This is a genomic window from Candidatus Planktophila sp., from assembly GCF_040402275.1.
In the GTDB taxonomy this organism is placed as follows: domain Bacteria; phylum Actinomycetota; class Actinomycetes; order Nanopelagicales; family Nanopelagicaceae; genus Planktophila.
In genome coordinates this window covers 51,279-68,559 of the sequence record NZ_JBBAMW010000002.1, presented here as the reverse complement: position 1 = coordinate 68,559, position 17,281 = coordinate 51,279, and the positions used below count along the sequence as shown (strand labels likewise).

The 17,281-nt window shown below is 45.7% G+C and carries 19 protein-coding genes; 4 read left to right on the top strand and 15 right to left on the bottom strand.

The annotated features are described in order from the left end of the window. The first annotated feature begins 1 nt into the window (after position 1). Entirely contained in the window at positions 2-2,113 is a 2,112-nt protein-coding gene (locus tag AC9UEY_RS00945) for a 3-hydroxyacyl-CoA dehydrogenase NAD-binding domain-containing protein (RefSeq protein WP_509536492.1), read from the top strand. 15 nt (positions 2,114-2,128) lie between these two features. Here the strand turns inward: AC9UEY_RS00945 and acnA are convergent, their stop codons facing one another. Then, positions 2,129-4,771, bottom strand: coding sequence for an aconitate hydratase AcnA (gene acnA, locus AC9UEY_RS00940; RefSeq protein WP_509536490.1), 2,643 nt, complete (start codon positions 4,769-4,771; stop codon positions 2,129-2,131). A gap of 22 nt (positions 4,772-4,793) precedes the next feature. Then, entirely contained in the window at positions 4,794-6,017 is a 1,224-nt protein-coding gene (locus tag AC9UEY_RS00935) for a class I SAM-dependent RNA methyltransferase (protein ID WP_509536488.1), read from the bottom strand. 32 nt (positions 6,018-6,049) lie between these two features. Between AC9UEY_RS00935 and AC9UEY_RS00930 the strand changes: the two genes are divergently transcribed. Together AC9UEY_RS00930 and AC9UEY_RS00925 are read left to right on the top strand one after the other, a co-directional pair. Further along, positions 6,050-6,718, top strand: coding sequence for a potassium channel family protein (locus tag AC9UEY_RS00930; RefSeq protein WP_509536486.1), 669 nt, complete (start codon positions 6,050-6,052; stop codon positions 6,716-6,718). Beyond that, complete coding sequence (locus tag AC9UEY_RS00925) at positions 6,715-7,371, top strand: potassium channel family protein (RefSeq protein WP_509536484.1); 657 nt, start codon at positions 6,715-6,717, stop codon at positions 7,369-7,371. Before AC9UEY_RS00930 ends, AC9UEY_RS00925 begins: the two co-directional genes overlap by 4 nt. Here the strand turns inward: AC9UEY_RS00925 and AC9UEY_RS00920 are convergent. From AC9UEY_RS00920 to AC9UEY_RS00910, 3 genes are read right to left on the bottom strand one after another with little or no spacing between them, the layout of a single operon-like run. Further along, positions 7,368-7,988, bottom strand: a complete 621-nt coding sequence (locus tag AC9UEY_RS00920) for a DUF3159 domain-containing protein (protein WP_509536482.1) — start codon at positions 7,986-7,988, stop codon at positions 7,368-7,370. The genes AC9UEY_RS00925 and AC9UEY_RS00920 overlap by 4 nt on opposite strands. After that, a complete protein-coding gene (gene dut, locus AC9UEY_RS00915) occupies positions 7,985-8,428 on the bottom strand; it encodes a dUTP diphosphatase (RefSeq protein ID WP_509536480.1) in 444 nt (147 codons plus the stop codon). The genes AC9UEY_RS00920 and dut overlap by 4 nt, the downstream gene beginning before the upstream one ends. Before the next feature lie 2 nt (positions 8,429-8,430). Further along, positions 8,431-9,015 (bottom strand): PaaI family thioesterase, encoded by a 585-nt coding sequence (locus tag AC9UEY_RS00910; protein WP_509536478.1) that lies wholly within the window; start codon positions 9,013-9,015, stop codon positions 8,431-8,433. 41 nt (positions 9,016-9,056) lie between these two features. Between AC9UEY_RS00910 and AC9UEY_RS00905 the strand changes: the two genes are divergently transcribed. After that, positions 9,057-9,488: a DUF3093 domain-containing protein gene (locus AC9UEY_RS00905; protein WP_509536476.1), complete on the top strand. Its 432-nt coding sequence runs from the start codon at positions 9,057-9,059 to the stop codon at positions 9,486-9,488. Positions 9,489-9,498: 10 nt separating this feature from the next. On the opposite strand, the gene AC9UEY_RS00900 is transcribed toward AC9UEY_RS00905, so the two are convergent. The 10 genes from AC9UEY_RS00900 to rpsP form a co-directional block, all read right to left on the bottom strand. Further along, positions 9,499-9,795, bottom strand: coding sequence for a DUF4193 domain-containing protein (locus tag AC9UEY_RS00900; RefSeq protein WP_509536474.1), 297 nt, complete (start codon positions 9,793-9,795; stop codon positions 9,499-9,501). Between the two features lie 99 nt (positions 9,796-9,894). Then, entirely contained in the window at positions 9,895-11,358 is a 1,464-nt protein-coding gene (gene hflX, locus AC9UEY_RS00895) for a GTPase HflX (RefSeq protein WP_509536472.1), read from the bottom strand. Then, positions 11,351-12,148: a diaminopimelate epimerase gene (gene dapF / locus AC9UEY_RS00890; protein ID WP_509536470.1), complete on the bottom strand. Its 798-nt coding sequence runs from the start codon at positions 12,146-12,148 to the stop codon at positions 11,351-11,353. Before dapF ends, hflX begins: the two co-directional genes overlap by 8 nt. A 5-nt stretch (positions 12,149-12,153) precedes the next feature. Then, positions 12,154-13,050 (bottom strand): tRNA (adenosine(37)-N6)-dimethylallyltransferase MiaA, encoded by an 897-nt coding sequence (gene miaA, locus AC9UEY_RS00885; RefSeq protein ID WP_509536468.1) that lies wholly within the window; start codon positions 13,048-13,050, stop codon positions 12,154-12,156. Further along, positions 13,047-14,468, bottom strand: a complete 1,422-nt coding sequence (gene miaB / locus AC9UEY_RS00880) for a tRNA (N6-isopentenyl adenosine(37)-C2)-methylthiotransferase MiaB (protein ID WP_509536466.1) — start codon at positions 14,466-14,468, stop codon at positions 13,047-13,049. Before miaB ends, miaA begins: the two co-directional genes overlap by 4 nt. Beyond that, positions 14,465-15,187, bottom strand: a complete 723-nt coding sequence (locus AC9UEY_RS00875; protein ID WP_509536464.1) for a class II glutamine amidotransferase — start codon at positions 15,185-15,187, stop codon at positions 14,465-14,467. The genes miaB and AC9UEY_RS00875 overlap by 4 nt, the downstream gene beginning before the upstream one ends. A gap of 21 nt (positions 15,188-15,208) precedes the next feature. Next, positions 15,209-15,877, bottom strand: coding sequence for a tRNA (guanosine(37)-N1)-methyltransferase TrmD (gene trmD / locus AC9UEY_RS00870; RefSeq protein ID WP_509536462.1), 669 nt, complete (start codon positions 15,875-15,877; stop codon positions 15,209-15,211). Then, positions 15,874-16,374: a ribosome maturation factor RimM gene (rimM, locus tag AC9UEY_RS00865; protein WP_509536460.1), complete on the bottom strand. Its 501-nt coding sequence runs from the start codon at positions 16,372-16,374 to the stop codon at positions 15,874-15,876. Before rimM ends, trmD begins: the two co-directional genes overlap by 4 nt. Before the next feature lie 2 nt (positions 16,375-16,376). After that, positions 16,377-16,616, bottom strand: a complete 240-nt coding sequence (locus AC9UEY_RS00860; protein WP_029018952.1) for an RNA-binding protein — start codon at positions 16,614-16,616, stop codon at positions 16,377-16,379. A gap of 2 nt (positions 16,617-16,618) precedes the next feature. Further along, positions 16,619-17,179 (bottom strand): 30S ribosomal protein S16, encoded by a 561-nt coding sequence (gene rpsP / locus AC9UEY_RS00855; RefSeq protein ID WP_509536458.1) that lies wholly within the window; start codon positions 17,177-17,179, stop codon positions 16,619-16,621. Positions 17,180-17,281 lie beyond the last annotated feature (102 nt).

The following is a 17,281-nucleotide window of genomic DNA, read 5'->3' as shown; positions in this document are numbered from 1 at the left end:
TATGAGTGCAGAAATGACACTTCCAGCTGGAGCACCTGAAGAGGTTGTTACCAACGCACTTGTTCGAGATATTGATCTGTCTGCTTTTGGTGGCAAAGGAACAATGGCCCTTATTACTTTAGATAACGGACACGACCACAATCGTCCAAATACTTTTGGGGCACTTTCTCTGAATGCGTTAAATGATGCGATTACAGATGCGATTGGTCGTAAACCTTCCGCAATTGCGATCACTGGAAAACCATTTATTTTTGCTGCCGGTGCTGATCTTTCAGGAATTTCATTTCTAACAGAGCGAAGCCAATCTTTGGCCTTCGGAAAGCTTGGACATGATGTTTTTCGCCGTTTAGGTGAATCAAAGATTCCGGTCTTTTCATTTATTAACGGATTGGCACTTGGCGGCGGATTAGAAGTTGGCTTGCATAGCCACTACCGCACCCTTTCATCAACAGCACTCACCGGACTGCCTGAAGTATTTCTAGGGTTGATTCCGGGTTGGGGCGGAGCCACTATTTTGCCTAAGTTAATTGGTCCAGAACGTGCAGTACAAGTCATTTTGCTTAATGCACTTAACAACAACACAATGTTGAAAGCCAAAGATGCTTTGAAACTTGGTGTGGTTGATGTGGTCTTTGATCCAGCAGATTTCCTGGAGCGTTCTATTGGTTTTGCAGTTGGCGTGCTTAACGGCACTACAAAAATTGATCGTGTTGACTACAGCAATGATGCTGCGTGGGATACAGCGTTGGCTGCTGGAAAAGCAGCAGCCTTAAAAAAGTATGGTGGAGCAACTATTGCCGCACCCATGCGAGCACTTGAACTTATCGCTGCAGCTAAGAGCAATACATTAGGTCAAGGTTTTGATGCAGAAGATCAGGCACTTGGGGATCTGACTATGTCTGATCCGCTTCGTTCTTCCTTATATGCATTTAACTTGATTCAAAAGAAACGCAAAAAGGTTGAAGGTGCTCCAAAGCCAGCATTGGCGCGCAAGGTGACAAAGGTCGGTGTTGTTGGTGCAGGACTCATGGCATCTCAATTGGCACTACTTATGGTTCGTAACCTGAAGTGTCCAGTAGTTATGACAGATATTGATCAAGAGCGCGCAGATAAAGGTGTTGCTTGGGTTAAAAATGAATTAGCGAAGCTAGTTGAAAAAAAGCGCATGAGCGCTGAAGCTGCTGGTCGTCTCTCATCACTAGTTTCAGGATCGGCTGATCAATCAGTTTTTGCAGGCTGCGACTTCATTATTGAGGCAATTTTCGAAGAACTTTCACTAAAGCAGGATCTGTTTAAGAAGTTAGAGACAATCGTTTCTCCTGAATGTGTCTTGGCTACTAATACCTCTTCCCTATCGGTAGAACGTATGACTGAAGGTTTGAAGAATCCTGAGCGCGTCGTTGGCTTCCACTTCTTCAATCCAGTTGCAGTTATGCCACTACTTGAAGTTGCACGTACATCAACGACAGATGATGCAACTACAGCGACTGCAATTGCAGTTGGCAAAGAGCTCAAAAAGACAATGATTATCTGTAAAGACGCTCCAGGTTTTGTTGTTAACCGTTTGCTCACGCGCTTTATGGGTGAGGTAACAGATGCGGTCGATGAAGGAACATCGACTGTTGTTGCAGATTCAGCGATGATGGAAATCGGTTTCCCGATGTCTCCATTCCAATTACTTGATCTTGTTGGTCCAGGTGTGGCTTTGCACGTGTCAGAGACTCTGCACAATAACCTTGGTCCTCGCTACCGAATCTCTCCGACTATGCAACGTATGGTTAAAGAAGGAGTTCGACACTTCTACATCAAAAATGATGATGGATCAGTCGGTGCTAATCCTGCAGCAATGGCTCTTGTTGAAAAGGGAACAACCCCATCGACAGCAGAGCAGGTTTGTACGCGTGCTTTGAAGGCGTTAGCTGAAGAAGCCCGCGCAATGCTTGATGAGGGCGTTGTTTCAACACCAGCAGAGATTGATCTGTGCATGTTGATGGGTGCTGGATGGCCGATGCATCTTGGAGGAATTTTGCCGTACCTGGATCGCGAAGGAATTAGCGAATCAGTAACAGGCAAGCGCTTCCATGAAAAGGGTGTTGCTTCACTTCCTGCTTAATAACTAATGTAGTTATTAGAGAAGTGAGCGCAATACATACTGCATGATCCCACCGTGGCGGTAGTAATCAGCTTCACCTGGTGTGTCAATGCGAACCTTTGCAGTAAATGTAATTGACCCTGCAGTCACAGTTAGCTCCTTTGGAACTCCCCCACTGTTGAGTGCAGTGATTCCAGTGATTGCAAAAGTTTCAGTTCCATTGAGTCCTAATGATGCAGCAGTTTCGCCATCCTTAAACTGCAATGGCAAGACACCCATACCGATCAAGTTGGAGCGGTGAATACGTTCAAAGCTCTCGGCGATAACTGCGCGAACACCTAATAACGCTGTGCCCTTTGCAGCCCAGTCGCGTGAAGATCCTGATCCATACTCTTTTCCAGCAAGGATTACGAGAGGTGTGCCAGCAGCTTGGTATGCAACAGATGCATCATAAATTGTTGTTTGTTCTCCGCCAGATAAGAAGTTGCGAGTAAATCCACCCTCAACACCATCTAGAAGTAAGTTCTTTAAGCGAATGTTGGCAAATGTTCCACGAATCATGATCTCGTGGTTACCTCGACGTGAGCCATATGAATTGAAGTCTGCGCGATCAATTCCATGCTCTGCGAGGTACTTTCCTGCAGGTGAATCAGCCTTGATATTTCCAGCAGGAGAAATGTGATCTGTTGTTACTGAATCACCCAGAACTGCCAACACACGAGCACCAGATATATCTTTTACAGGCGTTGGCTCTTTAGGCATTCCTTCAAAGTAAGGAGGCTTACGAACATATGTTGATTTGGCATCCCACTCAAAAACTTTTCCTGTTGGGGTTGCTAGTGACTTCCAGCGGTGATCGCCTTCAAAGACAGTTGCGTAATCCTTTTTAAACATCTCTGATGTGATTGAAGAGTCAATAACGGTTTGGATTTCTTGTGGGGTTGGCCAGATATCCTTTAGGAAAACATCGTTTCCTGCTGTGTCCTTACCCAATGAATCAGTTTCAAAATCATGATCCATTGTGCCGGCAATTGCATAAGCAACTACTAGCGGAGGGGACGCGAGGTAGTTCATTTTCACATCTGGGCTGATTCGCCCTTCAAAGTTTCTGTTACCTGACAAAACTGCCGTCACTGCTAAATCAGATTCATTGATCGCCTTGCTAATATCAATCGGAAGTGGGCCAGAGTTACCGATACATGTGACACATCCATAACCGACCAGATGGAATCCAAGTTCGTCCATGTATCGAGTTAAATCTGCACGATCGTAATAATCAGTCACTACCTTTGATCCTGGAGCAAGAGTTGTCTTGACCCAAGGCTTAGATTTAAGTCCCTTTTCAACAGCTTTCTTAGCAAGCAGTGCAGCACCGATCATTACAGATGGATTTGATGTGTTAGTACATGAAGTAATAGATGCAATGACAACATCGCCATTTTTAACGCGAGTTGATCCGGCGGTTACTTCACCCTTTGCGGTCTTGTCACTGAAATATGTTGGAACGACCTTTTCAAACGCGCTCTTAGAATCACTCAGAGAAATGCGATCCTGCGGACGCTTTGGTCCTGAAATTGAAGGAACAATAGTTGCAAGATCGAGCTCTACAACCTGAGAAAAACGTGGTTCAACTGAAGGGTCATGCCACATTCCCTGCTTCTTTGCATACTGCTCAACTAATGCGACCTGATCATCACTGCGGCCTGTAAGGCGCAGGTAACGAAGTGTTTCTTCATCAATTGGGAATATTGCACATGTTGAACCATATTCAGGACTCATGTTTCCAATTGTGGTTCGGTTAGCCATAGGAACTGTTGTAACTCCTGGGCCAAAGAACTCCACAAACTTTCCAACAACGCCAACTTTTCGCAAAATTTCAGTGATAGTTAAAGCCATATCAGTTGCTGTTGTGCCCAGTGGCAAAGCACCAGTCAGCTTGAAACCAACCACGCGCGGAATCAACATTGAAACTGGCTGACCTAGCAACGCTGCTTCTGCCTCGATTCCTCCAACACCCCAGCCAAGGACACCTAATCCGTTAACCATGGTTGTGTGTGAATCTGTACCCACAACAGTGTCAGGGTATGCGCGAAAAGTCCCGTTAACGGTGCGAGTCATAACAATACGTGCCAAGTATTCAATATTTACCTGATGAACAATTCCTGTTCCGGGTGGAACTACCTTGAACTCATCAAAGGCGGTCTGCCCCCAACGCAAAAAGCGATAACGCTCTTGGTTCCGCTCATATTCAATGTTCATATTCTGCTCAAGTGAATCCTTGCTTCCGAACCGATCTGCAATAACAGAGTGATCGATGACGAGCTCGGCTGGTGCCAGAGGGTTTACCTTTGAAGCATCTCCCCCTAGTTCGACAATTGCTTCGCGCATTGTCGCAAGATCAACAACACAAGGAACTCCGGTGAAGTCCTGCATAAGAACACGTGCAGGAGTAAATTGAATTTCAGTATCTGGCTCTACAGCTGGATCCCACGAGGCGAGTACCTTGATGTGGTCAGCGGTGATGTTGGCACCATCTTCGGTCCGAAGTAAGTTTTCTAGCAGGACTTTAAGGCTGTAGGGAAGGTTTGAAGCACCTTCAATTGTAGAGATATCAAAAATCTCGAAACTCTTGCCCGCAACATCTAGATTCTTTTGTGCGTTGAAAGAGTTTTTACTCATTATTTGCCCTTCGTAGAAGCCTTTAGAGTGCTGAAGATACCTCAGCGCGCGTATACAGGGCAACACATTCGATGTGATGTGTCATTGGAAAGAGATCAAAAGCACGCACTTTTACCAGTGAATAACTGTGATCTGCAAGATAGGCGGTATCTCTGGCCAACGCGGCCGGGTCGCATGCCACATACACAATTGCACGAGGTGCCAATCTCGCTATGTGAGCAACAGTTTCCTTGCCTGCTCCATCTCGAGGCGGATCTAAAACAACTACATCTGCTGCCGTGATTCTTGGCAATAACTGTGCGACATCACCAGTTGCAATAGTTATATTCGAAGATGAAGCAAAATTACGGGCAGCATCTGCTGTAGCAACCTTGCTGCCTTCAATTAAATCAACATGTCCTGTTGGACCAACAGCATCTAAGATCGCAGCAGCAAATAATCCAACGCCCCCATAGAGATCTAAAACGTGTTCACCAGTCTTTAATTGTGCAAAATCAAGTACCACTTGGGTCAACACCTCTGGTGCTTTTTTGTGACTCTGCCAAAATGACTCTTGACTCACTTCTAATGATCTACCCAATACATTCTCATGAAGCACCGAAGGGCCTTCAGTTAATCGTGCTTTTTCCTCACCTCGTGTGGGCGCTAAAGCGATAGAGCGTTCCCTCGTGTTTGATGTACTAATTTCAACTCGGACATCACCTTTCAAGTCTCGACTGGCAATTTCGGAAAAGTTCATACCCTCAACACAAATGATGCAATCAGTCACCGGTGCTATTGAGTGTGATCTGGACTTATAAAATCCCAATTTTCCATTTTGGTCAGTAGTGGCGATTGCGCGTGTTCGCCAATGGGTACTTTCACCAACTTCTTCAACATCTATTCGCATCTCCATTTTTGCAATACGTGAAAATTGCTCAGCAATTACATCTGATTTTAATGTCCGCTGATGTTCTGCTGAAATGTGCTGGAAATCGCACCCTCCGCAACCATTCCTATGGGCAAATGAGCAAGGAGCTTGAACACGGAACTCAGATGGCGCTTCAACTGAAACCACATCTGCGCGATTAAAGGATGATCCAGTACTTGTGATTTGAATAGTGCACTTTTCACCCGGAATCGCATGTCGAACAAAGATCACCGCCCCGTCATGACGCGCAATAAAGTGTCCTCCATGCGCCACTTTTTCGATGGTGACCTGTATGAGATCTCCAGTTTTTAGGGCCGAACTCTTGTTTGATGCCATGGATGTAAGCCTATGGGTGTAAGTTACCTCCTGTGCACGTAGTCATCATGGGTTGCGGTCGAGTTGGTTCCTCACTCGCTACCGAACTCGAAGCAGCCGGTCATACAGTCGCAGTCATCGACCAGGCTCGTGAAGCATTTCGCCGACTAGGTCCAAATTTCAAGGGACGCACAGTCACAGGTGTTGGCTTTGATCGCGAAGTTCTTCTTGAGGCAGGTATTCAAGATGCAAACGCTTTCGCCGCTGTGAGTAATGGTGACAACTCAAATATTCTCGCAGCACGGGTGGCCCGCGAAATGTACGGTATTCAAAATGTTGTTGCACGTATTTATGATCCAGGACGCGCAGAAATTTATCAGCGCTTAGGTATTCCAACTGTTGCAACCGTTTTGTGGACGACTGATCAAATTCTTAGACGTCTTGCGCCAGAAGGTTCTAGATCTGAGTGGCGCGATGCAACAGGCGTAATCCAACTGTGCGAAGTGCATCCACATAGCTCATGGAACGGCCGCCCCATCCTTTTGATTGACGCTCTGACACCTGCGCGCGTTGCATTCATTACACGCCTAGGTAAAGGCTTAATTCCCGATGAACACACTGTCTTACAGCAAGGTGATCTGATCCACGTGATGGTCTCAGAAACAGATGTAGCCCGAACCGAGGAAATCCTTGCAAGTAGCCCAGAAGGTGAACGTCAATGAGAATTGCAATAGCAGGCGCCGGAAATGTTGGACGAGCTATTGCTCGCGAGCTTTTAGATAATGGTCATCAAGTTCTCTTGATCGACAAAGATCCAAAAGCTTTGAAATTAGAAAGCGTCCCAGATGCTGAATGGCTTATGGCAGATGCATGTGAAATTACATCCTTAGATAACGCGCATCTAAATAACTGCCAAGTATTAGTGGCAGCAACCGGTGATGACAAAGCAAACCTTGTTACATCACTACTTGGCAAGACTGAATATGGAGTACCCCGAGTTATAGCCAGAATTAATCACCCAAAAAATGAATGGCTCTTTGATTCTTCATGGGGTGTAGATGTTGCTGTTTCCACACCGCGCATTATTTCTGCCCTCGTTGAAGAGGCTGTCAGTGTTGGCGATGTTGTCCGCCTATTCTCATTTAGAAAAGGCCAAGCAAACCTTGTGGAGCTGACCCTTCCAGATGGATCAGCATGTATTGGAAAAACTGTGGAAGAGATTGAACTTCCAGAAAATGCTGCAATTGCAGCCATCGTTCGAGATGGCAGAGTGATTACTGCACAGGCTCACGATGTGTTTGCAGCAGGAGATGAATTGCTCTTTATTGCTTCAGCCGATGCTGAGGCTCAGATTAAAGCGTGCTTTATTTCCTAAACGCTAGGGCGTTCGACCGGCGGTTCAGATTTAATGACTAACCAAGTTCCGTAGCCAGCTGCAAAGAATAACGGATATCCCATTGCTAAGTTAACTGTTCCTAACAAGTTTACATTTCCACTCTTGTATAGAGGATATTGGACCACGATGCGAGAGAAGAACATTGCAACCCAAATCCAACTAGCTTTTAAATACATTTTTTTGCGAGCAGGATTTTTCCGCCAGGTCAGGTTCTCGCCAAGTAGAGGGCCAAGAACAACGCCTAAAATCGGCCATCCAACAAGATTGGCGATCAAATACACGCTTCCATACCCAAGGTTTGTCAGAAGCTTTGGAATATAAAAATCAGTTGCATTACCACTGCGATTAGCAAAATATGCACAAATCAAGACACCGATCACACCAGAAATTGAATGTTGGATGGTGTCTTTACGAGCTAGTCGATAAATGGAAAGTACAAGTGAGAGTCCTAGAGCTCCCCAGATTGCTGTCCTTAAATCATCGGTTACATTGAAAGCAACCAAAAATACGATCGCAGGTAGACCTGAATCAATTAAACCTTTGGTGCCACCTAGCGCCCCAATAACCTTGTCGCGATCATCATTGTGTTGACTCATAATTTGTCCGTAGATCCAAAGCCACCTGTGCCACGGCCAGAACCAGGCAAATCTTTAACCTCAATAAACTCTGCACGTTCTACTCTTTGAATTACCAACTGCGCAATTCGATCACCTTTGTGGAATGTAATTGCTTCTTTAGGGTCGTGGTTAATCATGATGCATTGCAATTCACCGCGATATCCAGCATCTACAGTTCCTGGAGCATTGACCATTGTTACGCCATGTTTAATTGCTAACCCTGATCGCGGGTGAACTAATGCCACATAACCATCAGGTAATGCAATTGCGATACCCGTAGGAACCAATGCACGCTCCCCTGGCTGCAAGGTCACATCAACTCGAGTAACAATATCTGCCCCAGCATCTCCACCCTTGGCATATACCGGAAGCGGTACCGAAGGATCTAAACGTGTTATTAAAACCTGCACATTCGCCATAGTTATGGGTTAATCTCGAAAGTTGGATCAACAAATGCCATTAATTCAGGTGTCTTTGCCATTTGCTCTAAATACTCTTTAGGCGCGTTATTCATGAAGTGATCCATAGGGACAGTTATATAAAGCGCTGCTGCTCGCACAGCGATTTCGCCATCTGCAGAATTTAAACGACCAATAGCTGATGTATAAACCTTACGATTTACCTGTCCTGTAATTTCTGCAGTGATATGCAATGTACTCCCCACAGGAACTGGCTTAATGAAATCAGTTTCTAAACGGCCTGTCACCGCTGGTGAGCGCAGCAACCACATCAATTTTCCGAGCGCTTCATCAAAAGCCAAAGACAAGAGTCCACCATGAGCTAGACCAGGCGCCCCCTGATGATTTTCATTGACTGTAAATTTGGCGGTGATTTCTAAGCCTTCACCAGCATATGCAACAAGATGCAAGCCAGTGGGATGTAATTCTCCGCACCCGAAACAATGCCCAAAGTGTGATGGAATTTTTGAACCTACTACGGGAGCTAATTCATGACGCTCCGGAATAGGTGATCCTTCAGGAGCTGTTGTGCTTGGAATCCGAGCCATATGGCAAGGTTACCGCCTTCATATCCGATACGGTAACTCCCATGCGTTACCACGAAGTGATACGTGCACCACTATGGCTTCTTGCCATTGTTTACTTCTTCATGCTCACTTTGGTAATCTCGTTATGGGCTGCCCTTGGAAACGGTGCTGCGTTAATCTCACTTGTAGTTCTTACCGCTGCTCTGGTCTGGAATTATTCTGCGACTGCCTTGGTAATCGAAGTTGATGAAATGGAACTAAGAGTTGGCAAGGCACATATAGCGCTTGGATTTATCGGTGATTCTGTCTATTTAGATAATGAAGCCATCAAACGCGTTAGAACTCGGGACGCAGATCCCCGAGCATTTCTAGCAATCAGGTTTTGGGCACAACAAGGAATTCAGGTAGAAATCAAAGACATAAACGATCCAACGCCATATTGGTTGATTAGTAGTAATCGAGGAGCTGAATTAATAAAAGCTTTAAAGAAGTAAATCTAGAGAACTAATTGCACTCTTTACAAACAGCTTTAGCGCCTTCACCCTTAGCAAGTTGAGTAACATGGTGAACCAAGAAGCATCGTGAGCATGTGAACTCATCAACTTGCTTTGGGACAACTCGAACCGCTAACTCTTCTCCTGATAAATCTGCACCAGGTAATTCAAGACTTTCTGCAGCTTCTGCTTCATCGACATCGATCTGACCGGATTGAGCATCAACACGCTTGGCCTTGAGTTCTTCTAGAGACTCCTCATGAAGTTCCTCATCAGTTTTTCTGGGTGTGTCGTAATCTGTTGCCATTGCTCTCACCGCCTTTCAATAAATCGTAATAACTGCTAACGGGCGCATCATGGCGCATTTGACTGGGTTATGGAGGATATATGGGGCGGTGTGTCGGTGTTATTGCCCACTTGTGTGGGAATTCTCGATTCTTTGAGCCAATCCCCCGTTAACGCGAGCGTGAATCGAAGTTCCTTCAGGCAAGTACTGCTCTGAAAAGATTTCTCCACTTTCATGAATTGCGTGGACCAAGTCTCCTCGATCGTAAGGAATTACAACATTAATCTCGATTGAAGGTCTGGGCAGCGAGGCCTCAATTGCATGTAATAAACCTTCGACTCCAAACCCTGTTCGCACTGAAAATGCATAACTGTTGGGTTCTTTGCGCAAAATTTCAATAATCACTGCCGGATCAGCTACATCTACCTTATTGATTGCAATAATTTCGGGAATTTCTTTGCCACCGATTTCATCGATGACTAATCTGACTGCTCGAATTTGCTCAAATGGATCAGGGTGTGATCCATCGACGACATGCACGATGAGATCTGCTTCAGACACTTCTTCAAGTGTTGACTTGAAGGCATCAATCAATTGATGTGGAAGATGGCGAACAAAGCCAACTGTGTCACTCAATGTGTAAACGCGACCATCGGCTGTTTCAGATTTACGGACAGTCGGATCTAGAGTCGCAAAAAGTGCGTCCTCTACTAGAACTCCTGCATTAGTTAACTTATTGAGTAATGATGATTTACCCGCATTGGTATAGCCCGCGATCGCAACTGATGGGATATTAAATCGACGACGCTCTTGCCGCTTGGTATCTCGTGACACCTTCATCTCGGCAATTTCACGACGAAGTTTTGCCATCTTGTCTCTGATACGACGTCTATCAGTTTCGATCTTTGTTTCACCTGGTCCACGACCACCAATACCAGCACCACCTGCTGCTCGACCACCTACCTGTCGAGACAGCGAATCTCCCCAACCTCGAAGACGGGGCAATAGATATGCAATCTGGGCAAGTTCAACCTGAGCCTTACCCTCTTTACTCTTTGCGTGCTGCGCAAAAATATCCAAAATCAAAGCGGTGCGATCTACAACCTTAACCTTCAACTTATCTTCTAATTGTCGAAGTTGTGAAGGAGAAAGTTCTCCATCACAAACAACTGTGTCAGCACCCGTAGACATAACAACTTGTTTTAGCTCTATAACCTTTCCTGAACCGATATAGGTTGCAGGATCCGGTTTATCTCGTCTTTGAATTAAACCCTCTAATACTTCTGAACCAGCCGTCTCTGCTAAAGCTTTGAGCTCTGCTAGTGAGTTTTCAGCATCTTTAATTGTTCCTTCGGTCCACACACCAACTAACACAACTCGTTCAAGTTGTAGTTGGCGATATTCAGCTTCAGAAATATCTTGAAGCTCAGTTGAAAAGCCTTTGACACGGCGCAGCGCATGACGCTCCGCTAATTCTTGAGATTGGTCGCTATGTTCATCTTCGTCGCTAGCATCATATTCAGCAGCAACTCGGGCGCTTTCACGCAGCAATGACTCGAACTCGTCATCGAAATCCTTACTCAACCAAAAACCCCGAGATATCCACATCACGAATCAAAAGCGCAGGCCCAGTGAGCGTCGCATTGGAATGTCCATCGATTGAAACTTCTAGCCGTCCACCTGGTGGCGTAATAATCCATGTTGCCGGAAGCTTCGCTTTTGTATGCACAGTTGCTGCAAGAGCCACAGCGCATGTACCAGTACCACATGAACGAGTTTCACCAGATCCACGTTCAAATACTCGCATTGCAATTGTGTTGCCTTCAAGAATCTTCACAAATTCCACGTTCACACCTTCAGGGTATGAATCGCGTGGGCGCACAATAGGAGCAACATCTAGCGCTCCAATGTCCGCCATATCATCAACGAATACAACGGCATGAGGATTGCCAACGCTGATGTTGTAACCATTCCATATGTGCCCGTTAGTTGCTGCTGTAATTGCTTCATCTTCATCAGTTACTTGACCCATATTGACTGAGATGTCATCTGTTAGCGGCACACGAAGATGCTTAATTCCATCCCGAGTATTAATAGCAAAAATACCTTCGGGTTGATGTCCTCTTTCAACTAGATACCTAGCCATTACACGAATGCCATTACCGCACATTTCAGCCAATGAGCCGTCTGCGTTGCGATAGTCCATAAACCATTTTTCATCACGCTTAATAATGCGGATCAACCCGTCAGCACCTACTCCAGTTTCGCGGTTGCAAATCGCCGCTGTTTGGGCAGTTGTTATCGAATTTTCATCCTTTGGATCAAAAATGAGGACGAAGTCATTTTCAGTACCGTGCCCATATGTTGCAATCATTGTCGTTAGTTTATCGATTCAAGTATGCGCTGGAGTGCATTTTGTGTGGGAGAGATCCAAGTAATACGCGCATCTCTTGAGAACCATGTTTCTTGTCGACGGGCATATTGTCTGGTTGCCCGCTTAGTCTCTTCCTTTGCTTCTTCTTCGGTGACCTTGCTCTCAATCTGTGCAATTACTTGGGCATATCCCAGCGCGCGTTGAGCTGTTACTCCCTGGGTAATTCCTGCGGCTATTAACTTCTCAGCCTCTGCCACTAATCCTTCTTCCCACATTCGTTCTACACGATTGGAAATTCGCTCAGACAATGCGTCTCGATCCATTACTAAACCAAACTGCTGTGCGTGTGGGTAACGAGAACTCTCTTCTCGAGGCAAATTCGCTGTAAATGGCTGACCAGTAATTTTGATGACCTCTAATGCACGAATTACTCGCCGAGAGTTTGCCTTATCAATAGCAAGTGCTGCAGCGGGATCTAATTTTTCCAATCGTTCAAACAGAGAGCCGATGCCTTTAGTCACAAACTCCAACTCTAATTCAGCGCGGACAACTGGATCTGTGTCCGGAAAGTTAAGCTCATCTAAGATCGCTTTGATATACAAACCTGTCCCACCAACAACAATTACATTTTTCCCACGGCCATGAATTTCTGTGATAGCCGCACGCGCAGTTTCTTGATACCAAGCAACATTTGCATCTTGAGTAACATCCAGTAGATCCATCAAGTGATGAGCAATACCTTTTCGCTCGTCAATAGTGATTTTGGCGGTACCGATGTCCATGCCTTTGTACAACTGCATTGAGTCTGCGTTAATAATCTCAGCATCAATTTCTTGAGCAAGAGTTACAGCCAAATCACTCTTACCCGTGGCAGTTGCGCCACAGATGACTATCAATTTCATCGTTTAACCGTTGGTATTCCAAGCATTGTTGATGCAGGCGCAGGTTGTGCGATGCGAGCAGCATGGGCTTCAGCGCCTCGTGTCTGTCTAACAGCGATTGGATCGCCAATCAAGTAATGCGCTGATGCATCTGTGATTGATACTGTCACTTCATCACCAGGGCGAGCAACAAATTTATTGTCAAAGTGGACCAATCGGAAATCTTCACTGCGACCCGTTAAGCGAGATTGGGCTTCATCACGACGTCCTTCGTAATCCCCTACCAAAATTTTATGCTGTGTTCCGATTGCTTCTTGATTAACTGACAATGAAATAGCCTGCTGATGATTGTGAAGACGGGTGTAGCGATCTGCAACGACCTCATCAGTAATCTGATCAGGCATTGTTGCTGCCGGTGTGCCGGGACGCTTTGAGTATTGATATGTATATGCCGCGGTAAATCGCGCAGTTGAGCAAACATCAAGGGTTGCCTGGAAATCCTCTTCAGTCTCGCCCGGAAAGCCGACGATGATGTCAGTTGTTATGGCAGCGTGTGGAATAGCGGTGCGCACACGATCTAAAATTCCTAGATAACGATCTGATCTGTAGGAGCGACGCATCTGCTGCAAAACTCGATCTGATCCAGATTGCAAAGGCATATGCAGATGAGGCATCACATTGGGAGTCTGGGCCATTGCTTCAATCACATCATCTGTAAAGTCTCGGGGATGTGGGGACATAAAGCGAACGCGCTCTAATCCCTCAATTTTCCCGCATTCACGCAATAAATTTGCAAATGCTTGGCGATCACCAAAATCAACACCGTAGGCATTCACGTTTTGGCCCAGCAAAGTTATCTCGATAACTCCCTGATCAACCAAGGTTTTTACTTCAGTCAGAATGTCTGCTGCTGTGCGGTCCTTTTCGATTCCACGAAGTGTAGGAACGATGCAAAAAGTGCAGGTGTTATTACATCCTACAGATACTGATACCCATGATGAAAAAGCAGAAAGGCGTCGTGCAGGCAATGTTGATGGGAAGTGTTCTAAAGATTCAAGGATTTCGATCTGTGATTCTTCCTCAATGCGCGCACGTTCTAGCAATACCGGCAATGAGCCAACATTGTGTGTTCCAAAGACAACATCGACGTAAGGTGCTTTTTTGATGATTGTTGCCTGATCTTTTTGGGCAAGACATCCACCCACCGCGATCTGCATATTTGGATTTAGTTTCTTAATTGGAGCTAAGAAGCTGAGGTTGCCGTACAACTTGTTATCCGCATTTTCACGCACAGCACAGGTATTGAAAACAACTATGTCTGCTTGTTCCCCAACTACAACAGGAATGTAACCAGCCTCATCCAATAGCCCCGCGATTCTCTCGGAGTCGTGGACATTCATCTGACAGCCGTAGGTTTCGACTGTGTAGGTACGGGTCATAGAGAAGAAATTGAATACTCTAAAGTCGAGCGATCAACCACAAGCATCTGATGGTTATCCAGATGATCCCAATCGGTGTTTCCCCACCCTGTTGAAGCAACAATCATGTCGCTACCGCGCTTGGTGAAGCGAAGCTCGTAATGATCTTCAGCGCTCCACTCAGATTTGTTTGCATCATTAAACTCGCAAACAGCAATCAAGGTGTCTGGTGTTTGCACCATGATGTTGAGCGCGGTGTAGTCAGCGTTAGAACGGATTAAATTAACGATTGATCGCACGCCTTTGACCAAGCCATGCTCATCTACATGTGAAAGCAAGGCATAAAAGAAACGCTCACTGTCGGTCGTCCCCTGAAGAAATCCCTTGTACTTATCAGCAATGAACTGCTCCGCAGTATTTCCAGGTCGGATAGTGCCGTTGTGCATAAAAGTTGTTGTCCCATGGGTAAATGGGTGGTTGTTATCAATATTGACTGTGATTCCTTTAGAGGCAAGACGCAAGTGAAGAAGTGCGCCATCGGTTTGAACCTCTGTTTTTGCCTGGGTTAGCGAATCAGATTCGTGGGCAGGATTAACATCTTTCAAAATCTGACCATCATGAGCATAACCCCAGCCATCTTTATGCTCTGATGACATAGCGACAAATTTGTCGAACTCATTGCCTACGACATCGTAAAAACTCTTACGTTCAAGGGATGAAAAGGCTAACAATCTGCACATAGACGTAACTCTACTTCAAGCCTAGAGATTCTTCTTGGCACGCTCTTGCGCTTGAGCTGCGCGCCATTTAGCAATTTCCCCATGATTTCCGCTGAGCAGAATTGCTGGGACTTCAATATCTCGCCACGTTGAAGGCTTAGTGAAGTTTGGATACTCCAAGTACCCCTCTTCATTGTGTGATTCTTCAGCCAATGATTCTGGATTTCCAAGCACGCCAGGAATCAATCGGGTGATTGCTTCGATCATCACTAGCGATGCGACTTCACCGCCACCTAAGACATAATCACCGATAGATACTTCATGTACGCGATAGTTCTTTGATTCATAGTGTTGGCGAACTCGATCATCAATACCTTCATATCGACCACATGCAAAGACCAAATGCTGTGAATGTGAAAATTTTGCTGCCATTGGTTGATCAAAACGCTTACCCGCTGGTGTCAAAATAATTAAATCTGTTTCTGGGGTCATTAATTGATCTAACGCACTACCCCAGATTTCTGGCAACATAACCATTCCTGCGCCGCCGCCATAAGGGGTGTCATCTACGGTGTTGTGATTGTCCGTTGAAAAAGAACGCAGGTCATGAATTCCGACTTCAACTAATCCTTGCTCCTGCGCCTTGCCCAGTAAAGAAAGCTGCAGTGGTGCAAAGTAGTCAGGGAAAATTGTTACCGCATCAATTTTCATGCCATCTCCCCCGTAATTGTTGGCGGAATAACCACCACTTTCTTGTTTGCAATATCTACCGTAGGAACGAGTTGATGCACAAAGGGAATTAATTGTTCGCCTTGTGCTGTCTTAATCGCTAGTAAATCCTGGCCTGGCAGATTAATCACATCGGTGATTTCACCAAATGCTTCACCAGATTCAAGTACTGCCGCACAGCCAATTAGCTGCATTACGTGATACTCATCGTCACCATTTGATTCATTGATATCAACATCTGCATAGAGCAATGTATTGCGAAACTTCTCGATGCTATTGCGATCAGTAATTCCTTCAAAGCCCAACAATAAAATGCCGTTATGGACTCGACCAGAGATGACCTTTAATTCACCATTGGAATCTGTCTGAACTGTGGCACCAATGGCAAAGCGACGATCAGGTTCATCTGTACGAACCTCTATCGTCGCTTCTCCAAGAATTCCGTGAGCGCGACCAATTCGCCCCACGAGTAAGCGCATTGTTATCGAGCTTCGTCGGTCTCGATGAGATCGACGCGCACTGTGCGTCCTGCGAGCGCACTTACAACGGTACGAAGTGCTTTTGCTGTACGACCATTACGACCAATGACCTTGCCGATATCTTCAGGGTTAACACGAACCTCTAAAGTTGTTCCGCGACGTCCGCTCTTTTCAGAGACAACAACATCATCGGGATTATCAACGATTCCCTTGACCAAATGCTCTAGGGCTTCATCCATCATTGTTACTCTGCAGCCGCTTCTTCAGTAGGAGTTTCAACAACAGCTTCAGCTGGAGTTTCAACAACTGCTTCAACACTCTCTGCAACAACAGCCTCAGCCGCTGGAACTTCTTCAACTACTGGAGTTTCAACAACAGCTTCTTCAACAACAGGGTTTGACTTAGCTGCAAGCTTCTCCTGTGCCTTCTTCTTCAATGTTGTTGCACCTTCTGCAGGCTCGTTAGCAGCAGCCTTCATCGCTGCTTCATAAGCAACAACCTTTGATGGCTTAGGAGCTGCAACTCGAAGAGTTCCTTCAGTTCCTGGAAGACCCTTGAACTTCTGCCAATCGCCAGTCACCTTCAGCAAAGCCTCTACAGCTTCAGATGGTTGTGCACCAACGCCGAGCCAGTACAGAGCACGCTCTGAGTTGATCTCGATAAGTGATGGCTCTTGTCCTGGAACGTAGCGACCAATTTCTTCAATTGAAAGACCGTTACGTGCCTTACGTGCGTCTGTAACAACAACACGGAAAAACGGTGTACGGATTTTGCCCATGCGCATTAAACGAATTTTTGTAGCCAAGAAATTTGTACTCCTGTATTTGTGTGCCATGCGTATCAATCGCAGCGGGGTGCGCGATCAATTCATATGACTATCGAATTGTGGATGTTGCTGGGGGTAGAG